18 protein-coding genes are annotated in these 21,971 nt (G+C 71.3%); 5 read left to right on the forward strand and 13 right to left on the reverse strand.

Annotated features, from left to right (window positions below):
• The first annotated feature begins 133 nt into the window (after nt 1-133).
• The 4 genes from tal to pgl all read left to right on the forward strand — a co-directional run bounded on the left by tal (nt 134) and on the right by pgl (nt 4,662).
• A complete protein-coding gene (gene tal, locus SKED_RS09775) occupies nt 134-1,270 on the forward strand; it encodes a transaldolase (protein WP_012866988.1) in 1,137 nt (378 codons plus the stop codon).
• A gap of 147 nt (nt 1,271-1,417) precedes the next feature.
• Nucleotides 1,418-2,959, forward strand: a complete 1,542-nt coding sequence (zwf, locus tag SKED_RS09780) for a glucose-6-phosphate dehydrogenase (protein ID WP_012866989.1) — start codon at nt 1,418-1,420, stop codon at nt 2,957-2,959.
• 39 nt (nt 2,960-2,998) lie between these two features.
• Nucleotides 2,999-3,919, forward strand: a complete 921-nt coding sequence (locus SKED_RS09785; protein WP_012866990.1) for a glucose-6-phosphate dehydrogenase assembly protein OpcA — start codon at nt 2,999-3,001, stop codon at nt 3,917-3,919.
• Nucleotides 3,916-4,662 (forward strand): 6-phosphogluconolactonase, encoded by a 747-nt coding sequence (pgl, locus tag SKED_RS09790; RefSeq protein ID WP_012866991.1) that lies wholly within the window; start codon nt 3,916-3,918, stop codon nt 4,660-4,662. Before SKED_RS09785 ends, pgl begins: the two co-directional genes overlap by 4 nt.
• 209 nt (nt 4,663-4,871) lie before the next feature.
• Here the strand turns inward: pgl and SKED_RS09795 are convergent, their stop codons facing one another.
• The 9 genes from SKED_RS09795 to uvrC form a co-directional block, all read right to left on the reverse strand.
• On the reverse strand, nt 4,872-5,222 hold the full coding sequence (locus SKED_RS09795; RefSeq protein ID WP_081447962.1) for an RNA polymerase-binding protein RbpA: 351 nt from the start codon (nt 5,220-5,222) through the stop codon (nt 4,872-4,874).
• Between the two features lie 31 nt (nt 5,223-5,253).
• Entirely contained in the window at nt 5,254-5,505 is a 252-nt protein-coding gene (secG, locus tag SKED_RS09800) for a preprotein translocase subunit SecG (protein WP_012866993.1), read from the reverse strand.
• Between the two features lie 255 nt (nt 5,506-5,760).
• Nucleotides 5,761-6,555: a triose-phosphate isomerase gene (gene tpiA / locus SKED_RS09805; protein ID WP_012866994.1), complete on the reverse strand. Its 795-nt coding sequence runs from the start codon at nt 6,553-6,555 to the stop codon at nt 5,761-5,763.
• 163 nt (nt 6,556-6,718) lie between these two features.
• Complete coding sequence (locus SKED_RS09810) at nt 6,719-7,918, reverse strand: phosphoglycerate kinase (RefSeq protein WP_012866995.1); 1,200 nt, start codon at nt 7,916-7,918, stop codon at nt 6,719-6,721.
• Nucleotides 7,919-8,048: 130 nt separating this feature from the next.
• On the reverse strand, nt 8,049-9,053 hold the full coding sequence (gene gap, locus SKED_RS09815) for a type I glyceraldehyde-3-phosphate dehydrogenase (RefSeq protein ID WP_012866996.1): 1,005 nt from the start codon (nt 9,051-9,053) through the stop codon (nt 8,049-8,051).
• A gap of 374 nt (nt 9,054-9,427) precedes the next feature.
• Nucleotides 9,428-10,408 carry a DNA-binding protein WhiA gene (gene whiA / locus SKED_RS09820; protein WP_012866997.1) on the reverse strand — a complete coding sequence of 327 codons (981 nt, stop codon included), beginning with the start codon at nt 10,406-10,408 and terminating at the stop codon, nt 9,428-9,430.
• 112 nt (nt 10,409-10,520) lie between these two features.
• On the reverse strand, nt 10,521-11,492 hold the full coding sequence (locus SKED_RS09825; RefSeq protein ID WP_042437946.1) for a gluconeogenesis factor YvcK family protein: 972 nt from the start codon (nt 11,490-11,492) through the stop codon (nt 10,521-10,523).
• Nucleotides 11,489-12,433, reverse strand: coding sequence for an RNase adapter RapZ (gene rapZ, locus SKED_RS09830; protein ID WP_012866999.1), 945 nt, complete (start codon nt 12,431-12,433; stop codon nt 11,489-11,491). The genes SKED_RS09825 and rapZ overlap by 4 nt, the downstream gene beginning before the upstream one ends.
• A gap of 59 nt (nt 12,434-12,492) precedes the next feature.
• Nucleotides 12,493-14,604 (reverse strand): excinuclease ABC subunit UvrC, encoded by a 2,112-nt coding sequence (gene uvrC, locus SKED_RS09835; RefSeq protein WP_012867000.1) that lies wholly within the window; start codon nt 14,602-14,604, stop codon nt 12,493-12,495.
• A gap of 127 nt (nt 14,605-14,731) precedes the next feature.
• Here uvrC and SKED_RS09840 point away from each other — a divergent pair, with 127 nt between their 5' ends.
• Nucleotides 14,732-15,235, forward strand: a complete 504-nt coding sequence (locus SKED_RS09840; RefSeq protein ID WP_012867001.1) for an OsmC family protein — start codon at nt 14,732-14,734, stop codon at nt 15,233-15,235.
• A 90-nt stretch (nt 15,236-15,325) separates the two neighbouring features.
• Here SKED_RS09840 and SKED_RS09845 read toward each other — a convergent pair whose 3' ends face one another.
• From SKED_RS09845 to uvrA, 4 genes are all read right to left on the reverse strand, one after another.
• Nucleotides 15,326-16,093, reverse strand: a complete 768-nt coding sequence (locus SKED_RS09845; RefSeq protein ID WP_012867002.1) for a glycosyltransferase family 2 protein — start codon at nt 16,091-16,093, stop codon at nt 15,326-15,328.
• Entirely contained in the window at nt 16,090-17,595 is a 1,506-nt protein-coding gene (locus SKED_RS09850; protein WP_245534546.1) for a bifunctional PIG-L family deacetylase/class I SAM-dependent methyltransferase, read from the reverse strand. The genes SKED_RS09845 and SKED_RS09850 overlap by 4 nt, the downstream gene beginning before the upstream one ends.
• Entirely contained in the window at nt 17,592-18,740 is a 1,149-nt protein-coding gene (locus SKED_RS09855) for an acyl-CoA dehydrogenase family protein (protein WP_012867004.1), read from the reverse strand. Before SKED_RS09855 ends, SKED_RS09850 begins: the two co-directional genes overlap by 4 nt.
• A 175-nt stretch (nt 18,741-18,915) precedes the next feature.
• Complete coding sequence (uvrA, locus tag SKED_RS09860) at nt 18,916-21,864, reverse strand: excinuclease ABC subunit UvrA (RefSeq protein WP_012867005.1); 2,949 nt, start codon at nt 21,862-21,864, stop codon at nt 18,916-18,918.
• Nucleotides 21,865-21,971 lie beyond the last annotated feature (107 nt).

Genomic DNA, 21,971 nt, shown 5'->3' on the forward strand with positions numbered 1-21,971 from the left:
CCGCAGCCCGTCGTCGTCTCACCAGCACGACCCAGCAGCACCCAGCACGACCTAGCAGCACCGCAGACCGCAGCACCCGCACGGCCCGCAGCACGAGCCCACAGCACGAGCAGCAGCAGGAGAGGTCATCCCCGTGTCAGAGAACGGCAGCACCCCCACCCAGTCCGAGGCGACGTCCCGACTCAGCAGCGAGGGGGTCGCCATCTGGCTCGACGACCTCTCGCGCGAGCGCATCACCACCGGCAACCTCGCCGACCTCGTCGCCACCCGCGACGTCGTGGGCGTCACCACCAACCCGACCATCTTCGCGAGCGCGCTCTCGAAGGGCGAGAGCTACGACGAGCAGCTCACCGAGATCGCCGCGCAGGGCACCGACGTCGACGACGCCGTCTGGGAGATCACCACCCGCGACGTCCGCGACGCCTGCGACGTGCTCCGCCCCGTCTACGACCGCACCGACGGTGTCGACGGCCGCGTGTCCATCGAGGTCGACCCCCGCATGGCGCAGGACCCCGACGCCACCGGCAAGCTCGCCGAGCGCCTGTGGTCGACGGTGGACCGGCCGAACCTGTTCATCAAGATCCCGGCCACCGAGAAGGGCCTCTCCGCCATCACCGCGGCGATCGCCCAGGGCATCAGCGTCAACGTCACGCTGATCTTCTCGCTCGAGCGCTACTCCGCCGTGATCGACGCGTACCTCACCGGGCTCGAGCAGGCGCTCGAGGCCGGCCGCGACGTCTCCGACCTCGCGTCCGTCGCGTCGTTCTTCGTGTCCCGCGTCGACGGCGCGATCGACAAGGAGCTCGAGGAGATCGGCTCCGACGAGGCGAAGGCCCTCCTCGGGAAGGTCGCGGTGGCCAACGCGCGCCTCGCCTACGAGATCCACTGCGAGACGCTCGCCTCCGACCGCTGGAAGGCCCTCGAGGCCCGCGGTGCCCGTCCGCAGCGCCCGCTCTGGGCGTCCACGGGGGTCAAGAACCCTGACTACCCCGACACGCTCTACGTGACGGAGCTCGTGGCCCCGGGCGTCGTCAACACGATGCCCGAGAAGACCCTCCAGGCCGTCGCCGACCACGGCGACATCACCGGCGACACCATCACCGGCACCTACGACGACGCCCGTGCGACGCTCGACACGTACGCGCGTCTCGGCGGCGACCTCGCCGAGGTCACCCGTAGTCTCGAGGAGGACGGCCTCCAGAAGTTCGAGGCCAGCTGGGACGAGCTCCTGCAGACCGTCCGCGACGGACTCTCCGGAGCCTCGTCCTGAGACAGGCAGGACTCTGGTCCTAGAGTCCTGCTAGACATGACTGGTCTGCGGCGATGCGTCGCAGACCAGTCGCTCGACACGTGAAGATCGACAAGTCAGACCGTGGGCGTGGCCCCAGTGCCACACCCGGAGAAGATGGTGGCGCCCGTGAGACCCGCAAAGATCGAAGCCGACTCCAACCCGCTGCGCGACGCGCGCGACCTGCGCCTGCCGCGCATCGCCGGACCGTCGGGTCTCGTGATCTTCGGCGTGACCGGCGACCTCGCCCGCAAGAAGCTCATGCCGGCGGTCTACGACCTCGCCAACCGTGGTCTACTGCCCCCCGGCTTCGCGCTCACCGGGTTCGCCCGCCGCGACTGGGAGGACCAGGACTTCGCCAAGGTCGTCCACGACGCCGTCAAGGAGCACGCCCGCACGCCGTTCCGCGAGGACGTGTGGAACCAGCTCGCCGAGGGCATCCGGTTCGTCCAGGGGTCCTTCGACGACGACGAGGCCTTCGAGCGCCTGAGCCAGACCGTCGCAGCCCTCGACGAGGAGCGCGGCACCAAGGGCAACCACGCCTTCTACCTCTCGGTCCCGCCGAGCGCCTTCCCCGTCGTCTGCCGCCAGCTCGCCCGCTCGGGCCTGTCGAAGTCCCCCGAGGACGCCTGGCGCCGCGTGGTCATCGAGAAGCCCTTCGGCCACGACCTCGAGTCGGCCCGCGAGCTCAACGACGTGGTCTCCGAGGTGTTCGCCCCGGAGGACGTGTTCCGCATCGACCACTACCTCGGCAAGGAGACGGTCCAGAACCTCCTGGCGCTGCGCTTCGCCAACCAGATGTACGAGCCGATCTGGAACGCCAACTACGTCGACCACGTGCAGATCACCATGGCCGAGGACATCGGCATCGGCGGCCGCGCCGGGTACTACGACGGCATCGGCGCAGCCCGCGACGTCATCCAGAACCACCTGCTCCAGCTCCTCGCGCTCACCGCGATGGAAGAGCCCGTGTCGTTCGCCGCGGACGACCTCATCGCTGAGAAGATCAAGGTCCTCTCCGCGATGCGCCTGCCGCACGACCTCGGCAAGCACACCGCCCGCGGTCAGTACGAGTCCGGCTGGCAGGGCGGCGAAGAGGTCGTCGGCTACCTCGAGGAGGAGGGCACCGACCCCACCTCGACCACCGAGACCTTCGCCGCGATCCGCGTGGACATCGACACCCGTCGCTGGGCCGGCGTCCCGTTCTACCTGCGCACCGGCAAGCGCCTCGGCCGCCGCGTCACCGAGATCGCCGTCGTGTTCAAGAAGGCGCCGCACCTGCCCTTCGAGTCCACCGCCACGAGCGAGCTCGGGAAGAACGCGATCGTCATCCGCGTGCAGCCCGACGAGGGCATCACGCTGCGCCTGGGCGCCAAGGTCCCCGGCACCGCGATGGAGGTCCGCGACGTCACGATGGACTTCGGCTACGGCCACGCCTTCACCGAGTCCTCCCCCGAGGCCTACGAGCGCCTCATCCTCGACGTGCTCCTCGGCGACCCGCCGCTGTTCCCCCGCCACGAGGAGGTCGAGCTCTCGTGGAAGATCCTCGACCCGATCACGGCCTTCTGGGAGAGCAAGGGCACCCCGGACGCCTACCGCTCGGGCACCTGGGGCCCGGACTCCGCCGACGAGATGCTCGCCCGCGACGGCCGGTCCTGGCGTCGGCCCTGACCTGCGCCCCGGACCTGAAGACCTGAAAAGAGAGATCACATGATCATCGACATGCCGGAGACGACCGTCAGCTCGGTCGCGCGCCGTCTCATCAAGATCCGCGAGGAGGGCGGCGCGATCGCCCTCGGACGCGTCCTCACCCTCGTGATCGTCGCCGACGAGAAGGAGATCGAGGAGGCGGTCGACGCGGCCAACGACGCGAGCCGCGAGCACCCGTGCCGCATCGTCGTCGTCTCGACCGCCGACGGCCGACCCGACCGCCTCGACGCGGAGATCCGCGTGGGCGGTGACGCTGGGGCGAGCGAGGTCATCGTCCTGCGCCCGTCGTCCGTCGTCGCCCAGCACCCCGACACGCTCATCATGCCGCTGCTGCTGCCCGACGCACCGATCGTCGCCTGGTGGCCCAACGAGGTCCCCGACAGCCCGTCGACCGACCTCGTGGGCCAGATGGCCAAGATCCGCATCACCGACAGCCTCAAGTGCTCGTCGCCGAGCGAGACGCTCGAGACGCTGCGCGAGAACCACCAGCCGGGCGACATCGACCTCTCGTGGACCCGCGTCACCGTCTGGCGCGGCCTGCTCGCGGCGATGCTCGACCAGCCGCCCTACGAGCCCGTCACCGGCGTCACCGTCGAGGGCTCCGAGTCGCACACGTCGGTCGACCTCCTCGGCGCCTGGCTCGCCGAGAAGCTCCGCTGCCCGGTGACCATCAACCGGAACCAGGACGAGCTCGCGATCACCCGCGTCGTGCTGCACCGCAAGACCGGCGACATCGTGCTCGACCGTCCCGACGGCCGCGTGGCCACGCTGACCCAGCCGGGCCAGCCGGACCACCGGATCACCCTCCCGGTGCGCTCGCTCCGCGAGTGCCTGTCCGAGGAGCTCCGGCGCCTCGACCCCGACGAGGTCTACGGCGAGGTCCTCTCCAAGGGCCTGCCGCGTCTGACGGCCGACGCATGAGCCTGCAGTCACGGCTCGTCGTCGTCCACCCCGACGCGCAGGTGCTCGCCGAGGCGGCCGCGTCGCGCCTGCTGACGCGGATCCTCGACCTGCAGTCGGTCCGCTCCCCCGTCCACGTGGTCCTCACCGGCGGCACCGTGGGCATCAAGACCCTCGCGGCCGTCGCGGCGAACCCCGTACGGGACGCGGTCGACTGGACCGGCGTGCACCTCTGGTGGGGCGACGAGCGCTACCTCCCGGCCGGTGACGCCGACCGCAACGAGACGCAGGCACGCGAGGCGCTCCTCGACCACCTCGACGTGCTCCCCGCGGACAACGTGCACGCCATGCCGTCCACCGACGGTGAGCACGACGTCGACGAGGCCGCGGCCGCGTACGCCGAAGAGCTCGCGCGCTACGCCCCCGAGGGAGCCAGCGCACCGGTCTTCGACATCACGCTGCTCGGCATGGGCCCCGACGCGCACGTCGCGTCGCTGTTCCCCGGCCACCCCGGCGGGACCGTCACCGGTCAGAGCACCGTGGGTGTGCGGAGCTCACCGAAGCCGCCGCCCGAGCGCGTCTCCCTCACCTTCGAGACCATCCAGGCCTCGCACGAGGTGTGGATCATCGCCGCAGGCGCAGAGAAGGCCGACGCGGTGAAGGCCGGGCTCGACGGCGCCGACAAGGCCGAGGCTCCTGTCGCGGCCGCCGTGGGCGCGCAGCTGACGCTCTGGCTCCTGGACTCCGCGGCTGCCGGGCGCTGACCGGTCTCACCTGAGGACCGGCACCGCACGACGACCCCCACAGCACCTGCTGCGCACGCGACGAAGGGCGAGACCTCTCACCGTCTCGCCCTTCGTCGTGCGGGGGGGCTGAGCAGGCGTCGCGCAGACATCTCCCAGGACGACGGCGGGGCTGGTGCCGGCAGCGTGGGCTGCGGCACCAGCCCCGTCGGGTGGTGTGGTGCGTCGGGTCAGCGGCCCCCGCGGCGGGCGCGCAGGGACGCGAGAGCCTCGTCGAGGAGGGCGACGCCGTCCTCCTCGGAGCGGCGCTCCTTCACGTACGCGAGGTGCGTCTTGTACGGCTCGTTGCGCACGAGGGGCGGCGGGTTCTCCGCGTCCTGGCCGCCCGGGTAGCCGCACCGGGTGCAGTCCCAGGTCTCGGGGGCCTGGGCGTTGCTCTCGATCGAGAAGCTCGGACGGGTCTCGTGCCCGTTCGCGCAGTAGTAGGTGACGACGAAGCGTGGCGCCATGGCGCCGCGCTGCTCCTCGCCCATGGGTCCTGCTCCAACTCGCGATCCTCGGATCGCACTACCACCGGCCACTGTGCCGCTCCTGCCAGAGATGGATGGGCGGTCAGATGCCCGTGTCGACCTTGGTGATGAGCCCGAGGAGGACCACCACGACGAACCAGGTGAGCGCGAAGCCCACGGTGATGCGGTTGAGGTTGCGCTCTGCGACACCCGAGGAGCCGACGCTGCTCGAGACGCCGCCGCCGAACATGTCAGACAGCCCGCCGCCCTTGCCCTTGTGCATGAGGATGAGCAGGATCAGGAAGCCGCTCGTGAGGACGAGCAGGACCTGGAGCGCGATACGCAGGATGTCCACAGACTTGTTCTTCCCTCTACATCGGTGAGGCGCTCCCGGAGGAGCACCGGTTCTCAGCGGCGGTGCGGCGGCAACCCGTGCCGTGCTGGACCAGCAGGTCCGGCGTGCGCAGGTGACGGACGCCACCGTCCGTGCCGTCTACCAGGATAGACCACCACGCGCCCGTCGAGCGCGAGGCACCCCGGAGCCGTCCCCGGCCGGGGACGACTCAGGGGTGGCACCGGTCCCCCGGCACCACCCCTGCGTCAGAGCGGGTCAGCTCGCGGCGGCAGCCTTGAACTGGGCGATCTTGGCGAACTCCTCGGCGTCGAGGCTGGCGCCTCCGACGAGGGCGCCGTCGACGTCCGTCTCCTTCATGAGCTCGGCGATCGACGAGGACTTGACCGAACCGCCGTAGAGCACGCGGACGGCGTCGGCGACGTCGGCCGAGTAGAGCTCGGCGAGGCGGACGCGGATCGCGCCGGCGACCTCCTGAGCGTCCTGCGGGGTGGCGACCTCACCGGTGCCGATGGCCCAGACGGGCTCGTAGGCGATGACGACCTTGGCGGCGTCTTCGGCCGAGAAGCCCTCGAGCGCACCGTCGACCTGGGCGAGCGTGTGCGAGACCTGGTCTCCGGCCTTGCGGACCTCGAGGGGCTCGCCGACGCAGATGATCGGGATGATGCCGTGGGCCAGGGCGGCCTTCGACTTCGCGTTGACGAGGGCGTCGTCCTCGTTGTGGTACTGGCGGCGCTCCGAGTGGCCCACGGCCACGTAGGTGACGCCGAGCTTGCTGAGGAACACCGGCGAGATCTCACCGGTGTAGGCGCCCGAGACGTGCTGCGAGACGTCCTGCGCACCGTAGGTGAGCTCGAGCTTGTCGGCGTCGACGAGCGTCTGGACGCTGCGGAGGTCGGTGAACGGCGCGAGGACGGTCACCTCGACCTGCGAGAAGTCGTGCTTGGCGTCCTTGAGGGCCCAGGCGAGCTTCTGCACCAGGTGGATGGCCTCCTGGTGGTCCTGGTTCATCTTCCAGTTGCCGGCGATGAGGGGCGTACGGGCGTTGGCCATGTGGTCCTGCCTTCGTGAGTCGGGATGGTGGGGCGAGGACAGCGCGGTCGGCTGTGCGTGCACAGGCCGCTGCGGCTGCCCTCGCCGGTAGTTCAGAGGTGCCGGTAGATCGGTGGAGCCGGTCGTTCAGGCGCCGGTCGTCCAGAGGTGCTGAGAGCTGGTCTCAGGAGTCGAGGACGGCGATCCCCGGGAGGGACTTGCCCTCGAGGAACTCGAGGCTCGCGCCGCCACCGGTCGAGATGTGGCTGAAGCCGGCCTCGTCGAAGCCGAGGATGCGCACAGCCGCGGCGGAGTCGCCACCGCCGACGATCGTGAAGGCGCCGTTGCTGGTCGCGTCGACGAGCGCCTGGGCGACGGCACGGGTTCCACCGGAGAACGCCTCGAACTCGAACACGCCGGCCGGTCCGTTCCAGACGGCCGTCTTGGCGTCGACGATCTTCGACGCGAAGAGCTTCTGCGACTCGGGGCCGATGTCGAGCCCGATCTTGCCGTCGGGGATGGCGTCGGCGGCGACGACGGTCGCGGGCGAGTCTGCCTTGAACTCGTCGGCGACGAGGATGTCGACGGGCAGGACGATCTCCACGCCGGCCTTCTCGGCGTCGGCGAGGTAGCCCTTGACGGTCTCGACCTGGTCTTCCTCGAGGAGCGAGTTGCCCACCGAGTAGCCCTTGGCGGCGAGGAAGGTGAAGAGCATGCCGCCACCGATGAGGAGGCGGTCTGCCTTGGTGATGAGGTTGCCGATGACGCCGAGCTTGTCGGAGACCTTCGAGCCGCCGAGGACGACCACGTACGGGCGCTCGGGGTTGTCGGTGGCCTTCTTCAGCGACTCGACCTCCTTGAGGACGAGCGAGCCGACGGCGGACGGGAGGACCTGGGCGACGTCGTAGACGGACGCCTGCTTGCGGTGCACGACGCCGAAGCCGTCGGAGACGTAGAAGTCCGCGAGGCCGGCGAGGTCGGCCGCGAGGCTCTTGCGCTCGGACTCGTCCTTGGAGGTCTCGCGCGGGTCGAAGCGGATGTTCTCGAGGAGGGCGACCTCGCCCTCGCCGAGGGCCGCGACGGTGGCCTTGGCGGACTCGCCGACGGTGTCCTCCGCGAGGGTCACGGGGGCGCCGAGGAGCTCGCCGAGGCGGGCTGCGACGGGCGCGAGCGAGTACTTGTCCTCGGGAGCACCCTTGGGGCGGCCGAGGTGCGCCGTGACGACGACCTTCGCGCCGGCCTCGACGAGCGAGGAGAGGGTGGGGAGCGCGGCGCGGATGCGGCCGTCGTCGGTGATCGTGGTGCCGTCGAGCGGCACGTTGAAGTCGGAGCGGACGAGAACGCGCTTGCCGCGCAGGTCGCCGAGGTCCTTGATCGTCTTCATGGGTACTCCAGGTTCAGGGGGCGGACATGAGAACGTCCGCGTGAGTGACGGCGCCAGAAGGCTCTCATCACTCACGCGGACGGTTCAGCGAGCTCGGGTGGTCACCCGTGACTCAGGGATTCGCAGCGAGTCAGAGCTTCTCGCCGACGAGGACCGTGAGGTCGACGAGGCGGTTGGAGTAGCCCCACTCGTTGTCGTACCAGGAGACGACCTTGACCTGGTCGCCGATGACCTTCGTGAGACCGGCGTCGAAGATGCTCGAGGCGGGGTCGGTCACGATGTCGGAGGAGACGATCGGGTCCTCGGTGTAGACGAGGATGCCCTTGAGGGGGCCCTCGGCTGCAGCCTTGATCGCGGCGTTGACCGACTCGACCGTGACCTCCTTGGAGGCGGTGAAGGTGAGGTCGGTCGCCGAGCCGGTGGGCACGGGGACGCGGAGCGCGTAGCCGTCGAGCTTGCCCTTGAGCTGCGGGAGGACGAGCGAGACGGCCTTGGCCGCACCGGTCGAGGTCGGGACGATGTTGATCGCTGCTGCGCGGGCGCGGCGGAGGTCCGAGTGCGGGCCGTCCTGCAGGTTCTGGTCACCGGTGTACGCGTGGATCGTGGTCATGAGGCCACGCTCGATGCCGAAGGCCTCGTCGAGGACCTTGGCCATCGGGGCGAGGCAGTTCGTGGTGCACGACGCGTTGGAGATGATGTGCATCGTCGCGGGGTCGTAGTCGCCCTCGTTGACGCCGATGACGAAGGTGCCGTCCTCGTTCTTCGCCGGAGCGGAGATGATGACCTTCTTGGCGCCGGCCTCGATGTGAGCCTTGGCCTTGGTCGCGTCGGTGAAGAAGCCGGTCGACTCGATGACGATGTCGGCACCGAGAGCGCCCCAGGGCAGGTCTGCCGGGTTGCGCTCTGCGAGGGCCTTGATCTTCTTGCCGTCGACGGAGATCGAGTCGTCGTCGTAGGAGACCTCGGCGCCGAGGCGGCCCAGGACAGAGTCGTACTTGAGCAGGTGCGCAAGCGTCTTGTTGTCGGTGAGGTCGTTGACACCGACGATCTCGATGTCTGCTCCGGACGCAAGGATTGCGCGGAAGAAGTTACGTCCAATACGACCGAAGCCGTTGATTCCGACGCGGATGGTCACTATGCCCTCCTCGGGCGCGCCGGACGAACCGACGCACGGTAGTTGACGAACGACACGTACGTCAGCGTACGTTGGTGAGTTGCCTGGCACCCGAAAAGACGTCGCAAGACCGATCCTCGGTCTGGCTCGGGGTCTCCCGTGAACCTGACTCCTTGAGCCTATACCTAGATGGCCTCTCGTGTGAGGACCATCGTCCCGTGAGACGGCTGCGCACCACGTCCCGGGCGGTGCTGTGCCAACGAGACACCAAGGCCGGGCAAGGAGTCTCACGACGAGGTCATCCGCGCGTGTCCGGGACGAGTCCTGGGCCTGGAGCAGACCTCGCTCTGCCCTCGGTGCGGGTGAGCCGACACCGCGGCGGTGCCGCGGAGGCGTCAGAGGTCGAGCAGGTCCGGGCTGAGGCCGGCCTCGGTGTCCGGGATCCCGAGCTCTGCGGCGCGCTTGTCGGCGGTCGCGAGCAGGCGGCGGATCCGGCCTGCCACGGCGTCCTTGGTGAGCTGCGGGTCGGCCAGCTGGCCGAGCTCCTCGAGGGAGGCCTGCTTGTGCGCCAGGCGCAGCTCGCCGGCCTCGCGCAGGTGGTCGGGCAGCTCCGCGCCGAGGATGTCGAAGGCCCGCTCGACCCGGGCGCCGGCCGCGACGGCGGCGCGTGCCGACCGGCGCAGGTTGGCGTCGTCGAAGTTCGCGAGGCGGTTGGCGGTGCCCCGGACCTCGCGGCGCTGGCGACGCTCCTCCCAGACCTTGACGGTCTCGAGGGCCCCCAGGCGGGTCAGCAGGGCGCCGATGGCCTCGCCGTCGCGGATGACCACGCGGTCCACGCCGCGCACCTCGCGCGACTTGGCGGAGATCCCGAGGCGGCGGGCCGAACCCACGAGGGCGAGGGCGGCCTCCGGGCCGGGGCAGGTGATCTCGAGGGCCGAGGAGCGGCCGGGCTCGGTGAGCGAGCCGTGCGCGAGGAAGGCCCCGCGCCAGGCGGCCTCGGCCTCGGCGACGCCCGCCGACACGACCTGCGGCGGAAGGCCGCGCACCGGGCGCCCGCGGGCGTCGAGCAGGCCGGTCTGGCGGGCCAGGGACTCGCCGTCCTTGGCCACACGGATGACGTACCTGCTGCCGCGGCGGATGCCGCCGGCCGACACGACGATGATCTCGCTCGTGTGCCCGTACACCTCGGAGATCGCCTGGCGCAGGCGCCGCGCGGCGATCGCGGTGTCGAGCTCCGCCTCGATGACGATGCGCCCCGAGATGATGTGCAGCCCACCGGCGAAGCGGAGCATCGCCGCGACCTCGGCCTTGCGGCAGGAGGTCTTGTCGACCTTGAGCCGTGCGAGTTCGTCCTTGACCTGAGCCGTGAGCGCCATGGGTCAATCCTGCCATCCATCGTCGACGCCGCGGCACCTGGGCCGGGCGTGCGTGCGCCGGCCTCGTCCGGGCTGGCGTGCACCGGCCTGACGCGACCGGGCTGCGCCACCCTCACCGCGTGAGCGCGCCGACGTCGCCCAGGAAGTCGTCGAACACGTCGCGGTAGGCGGCGGCGAGCCGCAGCGCGTCGTGCCGGGGCGTGCCGTCGCCGCGGCGCACCTGCCGCATGAGCAGCTTGGCGCCCATCTGCTCGACCTCGACGAGCAGCAGCTCCGGGTCGTCGACGGCAGCGGGGTCGGCGACGACGGCGTCGACCTGGAGGTCGGGGGCGTGCCGGGAGAGCGCCCGCAGGTGCTCGACCGTGGTCATCCCGTGCGTCTCGTCGGTCTCGCTCGACAGGTTGAGGGTGAGGCACCGGCGCGCCCGCGTGGTCACGAGGGCCTCGGCGAGCTCGGGGACCAGCAGGTGCGGCATCACCGAGGAGAACCACGAGCCCGGGCCGAGCACGATCCAGTCGGCGTCCATCACGGCCTCGACGGCCTTGGGGTGCGCGGGCGGGTCCGCGGGGATGAGCCGGATGTTCTCGACGCGCCCGGCCGTCGACCCGACGGCCGACTGGCCGACGATCGTGGTGAGCGCGCCGTCGCGGAGCACGTCGGCCTCGATGGACAGCGGCACGGAGGCCATCGGGAGGACCCGACCGCGGGCGCCGAGCAGACGGCCGACCCAGTCGAGACCCTCGACCGGGTCGTCGAGCAGCTCCCACAGCGCGACGATGAGCAGGTTGCCGACGGCGTGCTGGTCGAGGTCGCCCTTGGACGTGAAGCGGTGCTGGAGCAGGTCGCGCCACGTCCGCCCCCACTCGGAGTCGTCGCACAGCGCGGCGAGCGCCATCCGCAGGTCGCCCGGAGGGAGCACGCCGAGCTCCTCGCGCAGACGCCCCGACGAGCCGCCGTCGTCCGCAACCGTCACGACCGCCGTGAGGCGGTCCGACATGAGCCGCAGGGCCGACAGGCTCGCCGAGAGGCCGTGGCCCCCGCCGAGCGCGACGACCGAGAGCGCGTCCCCCGACCCCACGGTCATTCCTTGCCGAGGTCTCGCGCGGTGACCGCCACCCGGTGGCCGCGGTCGCGCAGGCGCTGGGCGATCTCCTCGCTGGTCGCGACCGAGCGGTGCTTGCCGCCGGTGCAGCCGATGGCGATGGTCACGTAGCGCTTCTCCTCGTTGAGGTACCCGGAGAGCACCGGCTCGAGCGCGTCGACGTAGCGCTCGATGAACTCGAGGGCGCCCGGGCGGGCCAGCACGAAGTCGCGGACCGGGGCGTCGCGGCCGGTGAGGTGGCGCAGCTCGGTGATCCAGTACGGGTTGGACAGGAAGCGCATGTCGACCACGTGGTCGGCGTCGAGCGGGATCCCGTACTTGAAGCCGAAGGACACGACGTTGATGCGCAGGGTCTCCTGCGCCTGGCCGGTCTCGGCGACGCTGCGGCGGACCTCGCGGGCGAGGTCGTGGACGTTGAGCTCGGAGGTGTCGATGAGGACGTCGGCGCGGTCGCGCATCGCCGAGAGCAGCTGGCGCTCGATGCCGATCCCGTCGAGGATGCGCCCCTCGCCCTGCAGCGGGTGCGGGCGGCGGACCTGCTCGAAGCGGCGGACGAGCACCTCGTCGGAGGAGTCGACGAAGAGGATGCGGTACGGGATGCCGCGCTTGCGGAACCGGGCGAGCACCTCGGTGAGGTCGTTGAAGAACTCACGGCCGCGCACGTCGACGACGGCGCCGACGCGGGTGATCGCGGAGCCGGCGCGCGTCATCATGTCCACGAGCGGCACGAGCATCTTGGGCGGAAGGTTGTCGACCACGTACCAGTCGAGGTCCTCGAGGACCATCGCGGCACGCGAGCGACCAGCACCCGACATGCCCGTGATGATGAGCACCTCGCTCGTCTCCGGTTCCGGAGGGTGCGTGACGGCTTCGACCTGCGGGATCCCTGAGGGGACGGTCTTCGGAGCGACGTCGTCAGTCATGCCCCAAGCATGCCAGGCATCGGGAGGTGACTCACCCGCAGGTCGGTCGCAGCCGCAGGTCAGCCTCGCGCCTCGGCGGTGCCGGGGACGTGGGTGACGGCCTCGGAGTCCTGGTGCTCGACCGGGTCGGCGACGACGGTGTCCTGCTGCGCGGCGGCGTCGGGTGCACCGGGAGCCTCGGGCGTGTCAGGCGTCGTCGCGTCAGGCGCTCCTGCCGGGTGCAGCGCGGCGACGACGGCCTCGGCGGTGCGCTGGCCCATGCCCTGGACGGTCGCGATCTCCTCGGCCGACGCGGCGCGCAGGCGCTTGAGCGAGCCGAAGTGCCGCAGCAGGGCGCCCTTGCGCGCCGGGCCGAGGCCGGGCACGGAGTCGAGCTCGGAGACGGTCATGCCCTTGCCGCGCTTCTTGCGGTGCGCGGTGATCGCGAAGCGGTGCGCCTCGTCACGGACACGCTGCAGCAGGTACAGCCCCTCGGACGACCGCTGCAGGATGACGGGGTACTCCTCCCCCGGGACCCACACCTCCTCGAGACGCTTGGCGAGCCCGCACAGCGCGACGTCGTCGATGCCGAGGTCGGCCAGGGCCTTGGCGGCCGCGGCGACCTGCGGCGGACCACCGTCGACCACCACGAGGTTGGGCGGGTACGCGAAACGCTTGCGGTCCGTCGCCGGGGTCTCGGCGTCGACCTCCCCTCCGAAGGTCTCGAGCTCGATGTCGGAGGAGTCGGAGCGCTCGGCGAGGTAGCGCCGGAACCGGCGGGTGATGACCTCGTACATCGCGGCGGTGTCGTCGCGCGCGCCGTCGCCGTCGGGGCCCTTGACACCGAAGGTGCGGTACTCGCTCTTGCGGGCGAGGCCGTCCTCGAAGACCACCATCGAGGCGGCCTGGTGCGTGCCCATGGTCGTCGAGATGTCGTAGCACTCGATGCGCAGCGGGGCGCTGTCGAGGTCGAGGGCCTCCTGGATCTCGCGGAGCGCGAGGCTGCGGTTGGTGAGGTCTCCCGCGCGGCGGGTGCGGTGCAGCGCGAGGGCGTGCTCGGCGTTCTTGAGGACCGTGGCAGCCAGCTCGCGCTTGTCGCCGCGCTGCGGCACCCGGATGTCGACGCGCGCACCGCGCAGCCCGGAGAGCCACGTGGTCATCTGCTCGAGGTGCGCGGGCAGGACGGGGACCAGGACCTCGCGCGGGACCAGCCCGCTGTCGCGGGCCGCCTGGGCGTCGCCGCCAGCGGCCTCGTCCGCGGTGCCGTAGACCTGCTGGAGCAGGTGCTCGACGAGCTCGGCGTCGGTGAGGTCCTCGACCTTCTCGACCACCCAGCCGCGCTGACCGCGGATGCGTCCGCCGCGGACGTGGAACACCTGGACGGCTGCCTCGAGCTCGTCGCCGGTGAGCGCGAAGATGTCCGCGTCCGTGCCGTCCTGGAGCACCACGGCGTTCTTCTCCATGGCGCGCTCGAGCGCACCGATGTCGTCGCGCAGACGGGCGGCGCGCTCGTAGTCGAGGTTCTGCGCGGCCATCGACATCTCGTCGCGCAGGCGGCGCATGAACTTGGCGGTGTCGCCGGCCATGAAGGCGCAGAAGTCGTCCGCGAGGGCGCGGTGCGCGTCCTTGCTGATGCGCTCGACGCACGGGGCGGCGCACTTGTCGATGTACCCGAGGAGGCAGGGACGACCGGACTGCTGGGCGCGCTTGTACACGCCGGCCGAGCAGGTGCGGATGGGGAAGACGCGCAGCAGCAGGTCGAGGGTCTCGCGGATGGCCCAGGCGTGGGCGAAGGGCCCGAAGTACCGCGTGCCGACGCGCTTGGAGCCGCGCATCACCTGCGCGCGGGGCACCGACTCCCCCATGGTGACGGCGAGGTACGGGTAGGACTTGTCGTCGCGGTACTTGACGTTGAAGCGGGGGTCGTACTCCTTGATCCAGGAGTACTCGAGGGCGAGCGCCTCGACCTCGGTGCCCACCACGGTCCACTCGACCGAGGAGGCCGTGGTGACCATCGTCTGGGTCCGGGGGTGCAGCGCGGCGAGGTCCTGGAAGTAGCTGGAGAGGCGCGCGCGGAGGTTCTTGGCCTTGCCGACGTAGATGACACGACCGTGGTCGTCGCGGAAGCGGTAGACCCCTGGCGTGGTCGGGATCTCTCCCGGCGCGGGTCGGTATGTTGCTGGATCGGCCATGGGACGAGCCTAGTCGCGGCGGCTGACAGCGGCGGCGCAGGCAAACGGGCCACGGCCACGGTCCAGGCCGGTGCCGGCCGGGACGTGACCGGTGTCACATCGCGCCAGATCCAGATACGGTGGGGCGATGGGAGCCTTCCACGCGTACACCGCGACGATCACCTGGACCGGCGCAGGCGAGACCGGGACGACGAGCTACACGGCCTACTCGCGGGACCACGTGGTCTCCGTCGAGGGCAAGCCCGACATCCTCGCGAGCTCCGACCCCGCCTTCCGCGGCGACGCCGCGCGCCACAACCCGGAGGACCTCTTCGTGGCCTCCCTCGCGCAGTGCCACATGCTGTGGTTCCTGCACGTGGCCGCGCAGGCCGACGTGGTGGTCACCGAGTACACCGACTCCCCCGTCGGGACGATGCGCGTCGAGGCCGCCGGAGCAGGGCAGTTCACCGAGATCGAGCTGCGCCCCAAGGTCACCGTCGGCGACGGGACTCCCGATGCCACGCTGGCCGCCCTGCACGAGAAGGCGCACGCGCACTGCTTCATCTCGCGGTCGGTCAACTTCCCCGTGCACGTGCGGCCGGCGCTGCACGTCGGGAGCACGGCGGGAGACGCCGACACGACGGCTGGTTGATCGCGACTGCTCGTCCTGACCCGAGCCGCGCGACACGTCGTCCGAGCCGACCCCGGTTCGGACACGACGTGGTCCGCGCGACCGCGTCGGTCAGACCTGCGCGCCGTCCACGAGGTCCTCGCGGAGGAACCGGGCATACCCTCCGGGCGTCCTGCCCTGCTGCCGTCCTGAGGTGAGCACCCAGGCGTCGTCAGAAGCCACGACCCGCGCGCCGGTCGCCCGCGCGCGTGCCACGAGGTCGACGTCCTCGTGCTCGTCGACGGGCGGGTAACCGCCTGCTGCCCGGTAGACGTCTGCGCGCATCCCGAGGTTGGCACCGTGCACGTGGCCGTTCGCGAGACCCGGGACGTGCGTGGCCTCCCAGGCGGCCCGCTGGCGCGGGCTGAGGTCGGCGGGGTCGGGGCGCACGGTGCCGACCACCACGTCTGCCCCGGCGTCGGCCAGCGCGACCTGCGAGGAGACCCAGTGGACGGGCACCGCAGAGTCGGCGTCCGTCGACGCGACCCACACCTGGTCGAGGCCGGGCGTGCGGGCCTCGACAGCAGAGCCGTCGTCGGCAGCCATCGCCGCGGCGAGCGCCACGTCGACGCCCACCGCCCGGGCAGCGCCGACGCGGCAGGCGGACACCTCGACGACGTGGAACGGTGACAGCCGCGCGATGGCGGCCGACCCGTCGGTGCAGCCGTCGAGGACGAGGACCACCTCCGTCCGGACACCGCCGGGACGCTGCGCCTCGTGGGCGACGGCGTGACGGAGCGCCGCGATGCAGCGCCCGAGGAGCTCTTGCTCGTCGTGGACAGGCACCACGACGCACACGGCCGCGAGGGGCCGTGCACCGCGCCCAGCCGCGGGGCTCACAGCAGCCCCGTCTCACGGGCCACGGACGTGGCGGGCGCCCGGACGAGGACGTCGAGCACGAAGTCCTCCTCCTCGTGGTGGACCAGCACCTCGAGACCGGGGAGGTCGAGGGCAGCATGGTGCACCTCGTCGCCGCCCAACGGGTACTCGGCCACGGGGTGACGCCAGTGGCAGAGCAGCAGGACGCCGTCGGACGCGAGCGAGCCGACAGCCCGGTCGAGCATCGTCGCGAGGTCGTCGTGCCCGTAGTAGTAGCCGACCTCGGAGAGGACCACGAGGTCGAACTCCCCCTCGGGCCACTCGTCCGGGGTGGTCAGCTGCTCGAACCGTGCCCGGCCACCGAGCCGGCGGCGGGCCGCCTCGAGGGGCGCCGCGGCGATGTCGACGCCGAGGACGGAGTCGCTGCGGTCGGCGAGCTCCGCCGTGAGCACGCCCGTCGAGCACCCGATCTCCAGGGCGGAGCGGAAGCGCTGTCGGGGCAGGCTCGCGAGGGTCACCGCACGCTTGCGCTCCTCGTACCACCGAGACTCGAAGCCCCAGGGGTCGGCCTTGCCCGCGTAGAAGCGGTCGAAGAACTCCTCGCCGAGGCTGGATGTGCTGCCTGCGGCTGCTGGGGTGCTGTCCGACGCCGTGCGGGCAGTGTCCGGTGGGCTCGCAGCAGACGCCCCGCCGGCCCCGTGCACCACGAAGACCTCGTTCGGGCGGTCGAAGTGCTGCAGCATCTCGGGTCCCAGCAGCGCCTCGTCCCCGGGCTGGTCAGACAGCGGCGCGACCTGGCTGCGGTGCTCGGACATCGCCCGGCGGCGGGCGCAGAGGTCGTCGGTGTCGAGATCGAGACGGCGCATCGACGTCCAGGGCTGGTCGGGGTCCTCAGGCGAAGCCCAGTGCCAGAACCACACGGGGTACTCGAGCAGCGAGAGCCCTCGAGCGTCGGCGACCTCGCGGGCCACCTCTCCGGCGATCCGGTGGTCACGATGGCCGTCACCGGCCCAGGGGGCGACGACCAGGACCGACGGGTTGCCCTCGTCCGGCGGGATGTCGCTGTCCGCCGAGCGGCGCTCCCCCGTCACGACGGCCGCGGACGCCGCCCCGACGAGGGCGTCGAGCGTCGCGCGCAGGACCGCCCGGTGCTCGCGCAGCCCGCCGTCGGGCAGGCCGAGCAGGTGCACCGCGGCGCCAGGGGCGACCTGGTCGACGGCCGCGACGACCTCCTCCCGGCGGGCTCGTGCCAGGGCGGTGCTCGTGGTCGTCGGGGAGCCGGGGTGGGAGGACTCGCCGTCGGAGGCGATCACGTAGGTGACGCGTGCACCGGTGGCCGCCAGGCGGTGCACCAGCCCCGCGGCCCCGAGGGTCTCGTCGTCCGGGTGCGCGGCGAGCACCACGACGTGCGTCACCGGGCGGCCCGCGTGGACGTCGAGGTCGAGCGGCTCGAGCGCGTCGAGTCGACCGGAGAGACACCACGCGGTCTCGAGGGTCCCCGGCTCACGGTGGTCGAAGCTCACCACGGCCGGTCTCCCGCCTCGAGGAGCGCCTTCCCGAGGGACGCGTCGTCTCGCTCGGCGTGGTGCTGGCGCACGTACACCGCGAGGTCGGCGACACGGCGGGCGTGGGTCTCGTCAGACGTCAGGGGGCCCGGTCCCCGGGCGTGCGTCGAACGGGTGAGCACCTCCTCGACGGCGCGGGCGACGACGCCGCGCGCCCGTCGCGCGACGACGGAGGGGGCTGGGACACCCGGGCGAGGAGCATCGTCACCTGGTGCTCCGCCTGTCTCGGCCGCACCTGCATCGACGACGGACGCCGCGTCGAGCAGGGTGGCACGGGCCGCGGTCAGCGCGGTGTCGACCGCGCCGAGGTGAGCCAGGGCCAGCTGGTCGGGCTCGCGCTCGCCGAGCGCGGCGTAGAGGTCACGGGCCACACCGACCGCCCCGCCCCACCAGGCTGCTGCGACGCCGATGCCGCCCCAGGCGAAGCCGGGCCGGGTCAGGTACCAACCGACGTCGCCGACGGGGACCGCCGGGACCGAGGAGAAGGTCACCGGGGCCGACACGACCTGCTGCAGGCCGCGCGACACCCAGGGCCCGGTAGCGGCCTCGACGCCGTCGGCCTGCAGCCGGACGGCGAAGAGCCGCCGACCGGTCGGGGTCCAGGCGGTCACGAGCGCGTGGCTGAGGTTCGCGGCGAGCGAGCACCAGGGCTTCACGCCGTCCAGCACCCAGTCGTCGTCTGAAGAGCTGGAGGTGGCCGTGGCGCTGACGCTGGCCTCGAGCCGGGCTCCTGGGCCCTCGGCCGCGAAGACTCCCCAGCTGCTCCCGTCGTCGACCCCGAGGGACGACAGGTCGGTGCCGGCCGGCGCCTGAGCGAGGATGGAGAGGGCGTCGAGGTGCGGCTCGAGGACCCGTGCGACGCCCACGTCGAGGGCGGCGGTCGAGGCGAGGGTCTCCCAGGCGTCGAGGGTCTGCCCCTGGCCTGGCACGGGGACGTGCGGTCCGAGGCGCACGGCCCAGCTGATCGACGCCGTGACGTCGGTGCCGAGCTGCGGGACCTCCGCGAGCAGCGCGTCGACAGCCGTCGTGGCGTAGATGCCCTCGGGCTGTCCCAGGCGGGCGCGGAGCCCGCCCTCGGCTGTCGTGGTCGTCGCCTGGTCCACATGCACCTCGTCCCGGTCTGGTCCCACCACCGTTCTCGAGCAGGTGACGTGATGCTATGCACCGTGCGAGGTGAGCGCACCTCGAGCGGGCCGTCGGCCGCCGACGCCCAGACGCCGAGAGGCGGCGCCCGGGTGGGCACCGCCTCTCGTCACGCGTGGACCGAGGTCCGCGCGGTCACTCCTTGAGCTTGGCCTTGGTCCTGCTGGCCGGCTTCTTGGTCGTCTTCTTGGTGACGGCCGCGGCAGCGGTCTTCTTGGGCAGCGGGGCCACGCCGGCCGGCTCGTGGTTCTGCAGCACCTCGGCGAGGAACCGGCCGGTGTGGCTGGCCTCGACCGACGCCACGAGCTCGGGGGTGCCCTCGGCGACCACGAGGCCACCGCCGGAACCACCCTCAGGACCCATGTCGATGACCCAGTCGGCGTTCTTGATGACGTCGAGGTTGTGCTCGATGACCAGCACCGAGTTGCCCTTGTCGACCAGCGACTGGAGCACCGCGAGCAGCTTGCGGATGTCCTCGAAGTGCAGACCGGTGGTCGGCTCGTCGAGCACGTAGATGGTCCGCCCGGTCGAGCGCTTCTGCAGCTCGCTCGCGAGCTTGACGCGCTGCGCCTCACCGCCCGAGAGCGTCGGGGCCGACTGGCCCAGCCGCACGTAGCCGAGGCCCACGTCGACGAGCGTCTTGAGGTGCCGCGAGATCGCGGGGACCGCCGCGAAGAACTCGTTGGCCTCCTCGATCGGCATGTCGAGCACGTCCGCGACCGTCTTGCCCTTGAAGTGCACCTCGAGGGTCTCGCGGTTGTACCGCGCGCCGTGGCACACCTCGCAGGGGACGTAGACGTCCGGGAGGAAGTTCATCTCGATCTTGAGCGTGCCGTCGCCCGAGCACGCCTCGCAGCGCCCGCCCTTGACGTTGAAGGAGAAGCGTCCGGGCGTGTAGCCGCGGACCTTCGCCTCGCTGGTGTCGGCGAAGAGCCGGCGCACGTGGTCCCACACACCCGTGTAGGTGGCCGGGTTGGAGCGCGGCGTCCGGCCGATGGGGCCCTGGTCCACGTGCACGACCTTGTCGAGCTGGTCGAGCCCGGTGACGCGCTTGTGACGGCCGGCGACCTGGCGGGCCCCGTTGAGCTCGTTGGCGAGCACCGTGTAGAGGATCGAGTTGACCAGCGTCGACTTGCCCGAGCCCGACACACCGGTGACCGCAGTGAGCACCCCGAGCGGGAAGCTCACGTCGATGCCCGTGAGGTTGTGCTCGCGCGCACCGATGACCGTCAGCTGACGCTTAGGGTCGACGGGACGGCGCAGCGTCGGCATGGGGATGGACCGGCGGCCGGCGAGGTACGCGCCGGTGACGGACTCGGGGGCCTCGAGGAGGCCCGCGTAGTCGCCGGAGTGCACCACGCGACCACCGTGCTCGCCGGCACCGGGGCCGATGTCGACGATCCAGTCCGCGGTGCGGATCGTGTCCTCGTCGTGCTCGACGACGATGAGCGTGTTGCCGAGGTCGCGCAGGCGGGTCAGCGTGTCGATGAGGCGGCGGTTGTCGCGCTGGTGCAGGCCGATGCTCGGCTCGTCGAGGACGTAGAGCACGCCGACGAGGCCGGACCCGATCTGGGTCGCGAGCCGGATGCGCTGCGCCTCGCCACCCGAGAGGGTGCCGGCAGGGCGCATGAGCGAGAGGTAGTCGAGGCCGACGTCGAGGAGGAAGCCGAGGCGGTCCTGGATCTCCTTGAGCACCTGGGTCGCGATGGCGCGCTCGCGCACGCCGAGCTGCAGGTTGTCGAGGAAGTCGCGGGCCTCGCGCAGCGGCAGGGCGCACACCTCGGCGATGGACTTGCCGTCGACGAGCACGGCGAGCACCTCGGGCTTGAGGCGGGTGCCGTCGCACACGGGGCACGGCACCTCGCGCATGTAGGCCTCGTACTTCTCCTTCGACCACTCGGACTCGGTCTCGGAGTGACGGCGCTCGAGGAAGGAGATGACGCCCTCGAAGCCGGTCGAGTACTGGCGTTCGCGTCCCCACCGGTTGCGGTACTTGACCTGCACCTCGTGGTTCTGGCCGTGCAGCACCGCGTTGCGCGCGCGCTCGGGCAGGGCGCGCCACGGCACGTCCATGGAGAAGCCGAGGTCCTTGGCGAGCGCGCCGAGCACCCGGAGGTAGTACTCGGAGGAGGTCTGCGACCACGGCGCCACGGCGCCGTCGGCCAGCGACCGGTCCTCGTCGGGGATGACGAGCTCGGGGTCGATCTCCAGCCGGACACCGATGCCGGTGCACTCGGGGCACGCACCGTAGGGCGCGTTGAAGGAGAAGGTCCGCGGCTCGATCTCGTCGAGGGTGAGCACGTGGTCGTTGGGGCACGCGCGGTGCTCCGAGAACCGGCGCTCACGGTCGGGGTCGCCGACCTCGGCGTCGACCATCTCGACGACCAGCAGGCCGCCGGCGAGGCCGAGCGCGGTCTCGACCGAGTCGGTGAGGCGACGCTGGACGCCCTCGCGCGAGACGAGGCGGTCCACCACCACCTCGATCGTGTGCTTGAGCTTCTTCTCGAGCGCGGGGGGCTCGGTGAGCTGGACGACCTCGCCGTCGACCCGGGCGCGGGCGAAGCCCTTGGACTGCAGCTCCTTGAACAGGTCCGTGTACTCGCCCTTGCGGCCACGCACGACCGGTGCGAGCACCTGGTAGCGGGTGCCCTCGGGGAGCTCGAGGAGCCTGTCGACGATCTGCTGGGGCGTCTGCGCGGTCACGCGCTCGCCGCACACCGGGCAGTGCTGCGTGCCAGCGCGCGCGAAGAGCAGGCGGAGGTAGTCGTACACCTCGGTGATGGTGCCCACGGTCGACCGGGGGTTCCGGTTGGTCGACTTCTGGTCGATCGACACCGCGGGCGAGAGGCCCTCGATGAAGTCGACGTCAGGCTTGTCCATCTGGCCGAGGAACTGGCGCGCGTAGGCGGACAGCGACTCGACGTACCGGCGCTGCCCTTCGGCGAAGATGGTGTCGAAGGCCAACGAGGACTTCCCCGAGCCTGACAGTCCGGTGAAGACGATCAGGGAGTCGCGGGGCAGGTCGAGGTCGACGTTGCGGAGGTTGTGCTCACGGGCACCTTGGACGACGAGGCGATCACTCACCCGGACATCGTACGGTCCACCACCGACATGCGCACACCTGTTCGAAGGTGACGTCGACGTCACCTGTCGGCGCGTACGGCGCGGCAGCGAGCCCGTCGCACAGCGGC

Origin of the sequence: Sanguibacter keddieii DSM 10542 (assembly GCF_000024925.1) — a bacterium.
Taxonomy (GTDB): Bacteria; Actinomycetota; Actinomycetes; order Actinomycetales; family Cellulomonadaceae; genus Sanguibacter; species Sanguibacter keddieii.

What these genes read in the sequence shown, in the direction of transcription:
- rapZ (WP_012866999.1), bottom strand. Translation starts at nt 12,433, where the DNA reads ATGACTGACGACGTCGCTCCGAAGACCGTCCCCTCAGGGATCCCGCAG.
- uvrC (WP_012867000.1), bottom strand. Translation starts at nt 14,604, where the DNA reads ATGGCCGATCCAGCAACATACCGACCCGCGCCGGGAGAGATCCCGACC.
- SKED_RS09825 (WP_042437946.1), bottom strand. Translation starts at nt 11,492, where the DNA reads ATGACCGTGGGGTCGGGGGACGCGCTCTCGGTCGTCGCGCTCGGCGGG.
- whiA (WP_012866997.1), bottom strand. Translation starts at nt 10,408, where the DNA reads ATGGCGCTCACGGCTCAGGTCAAGGACGAACTCGCACGGCTCAAGGTC.
- SKED_RS09785 (WP_012866990.1), top strand. Translation starts at nt 2,999, where the DNA reads ATGATCATCGACATGCCGGAGACGACCGTCAGCTCGGTCGCGCGCCGT.
- pgl (WP_012866991.1), top strand. Translation starts at nt 3,916, where the DNA reads ATGAGCCTGCAGTCACGGCTCGTCGTCGTCCACCCCGACGCGCAGGTG.
- SKED_RS09840 (WP_012867001.1), top strand. Translation starts at nt 14,732, where the DNA reads ATGGGAGCCTTCCACGCGTACACCGCGACGATCACCTGGACCGGCGCA.
- tpiA (WP_012866994.1), bottom strand. Translation starts at nt 6,555, where the DNA reads ATGGCCAACGCCCGTACGCCCCTCATCGCCGGCAACTGGAAGATGAAC.
- SKED_RS09810 (WP_012866995.1), bottom strand. Translation starts at nt 7,918, where the DNA reads ATGAAGACGATCAAGGACCTCGGCGACCTGCGCGGCAAGCGCGTTCTC.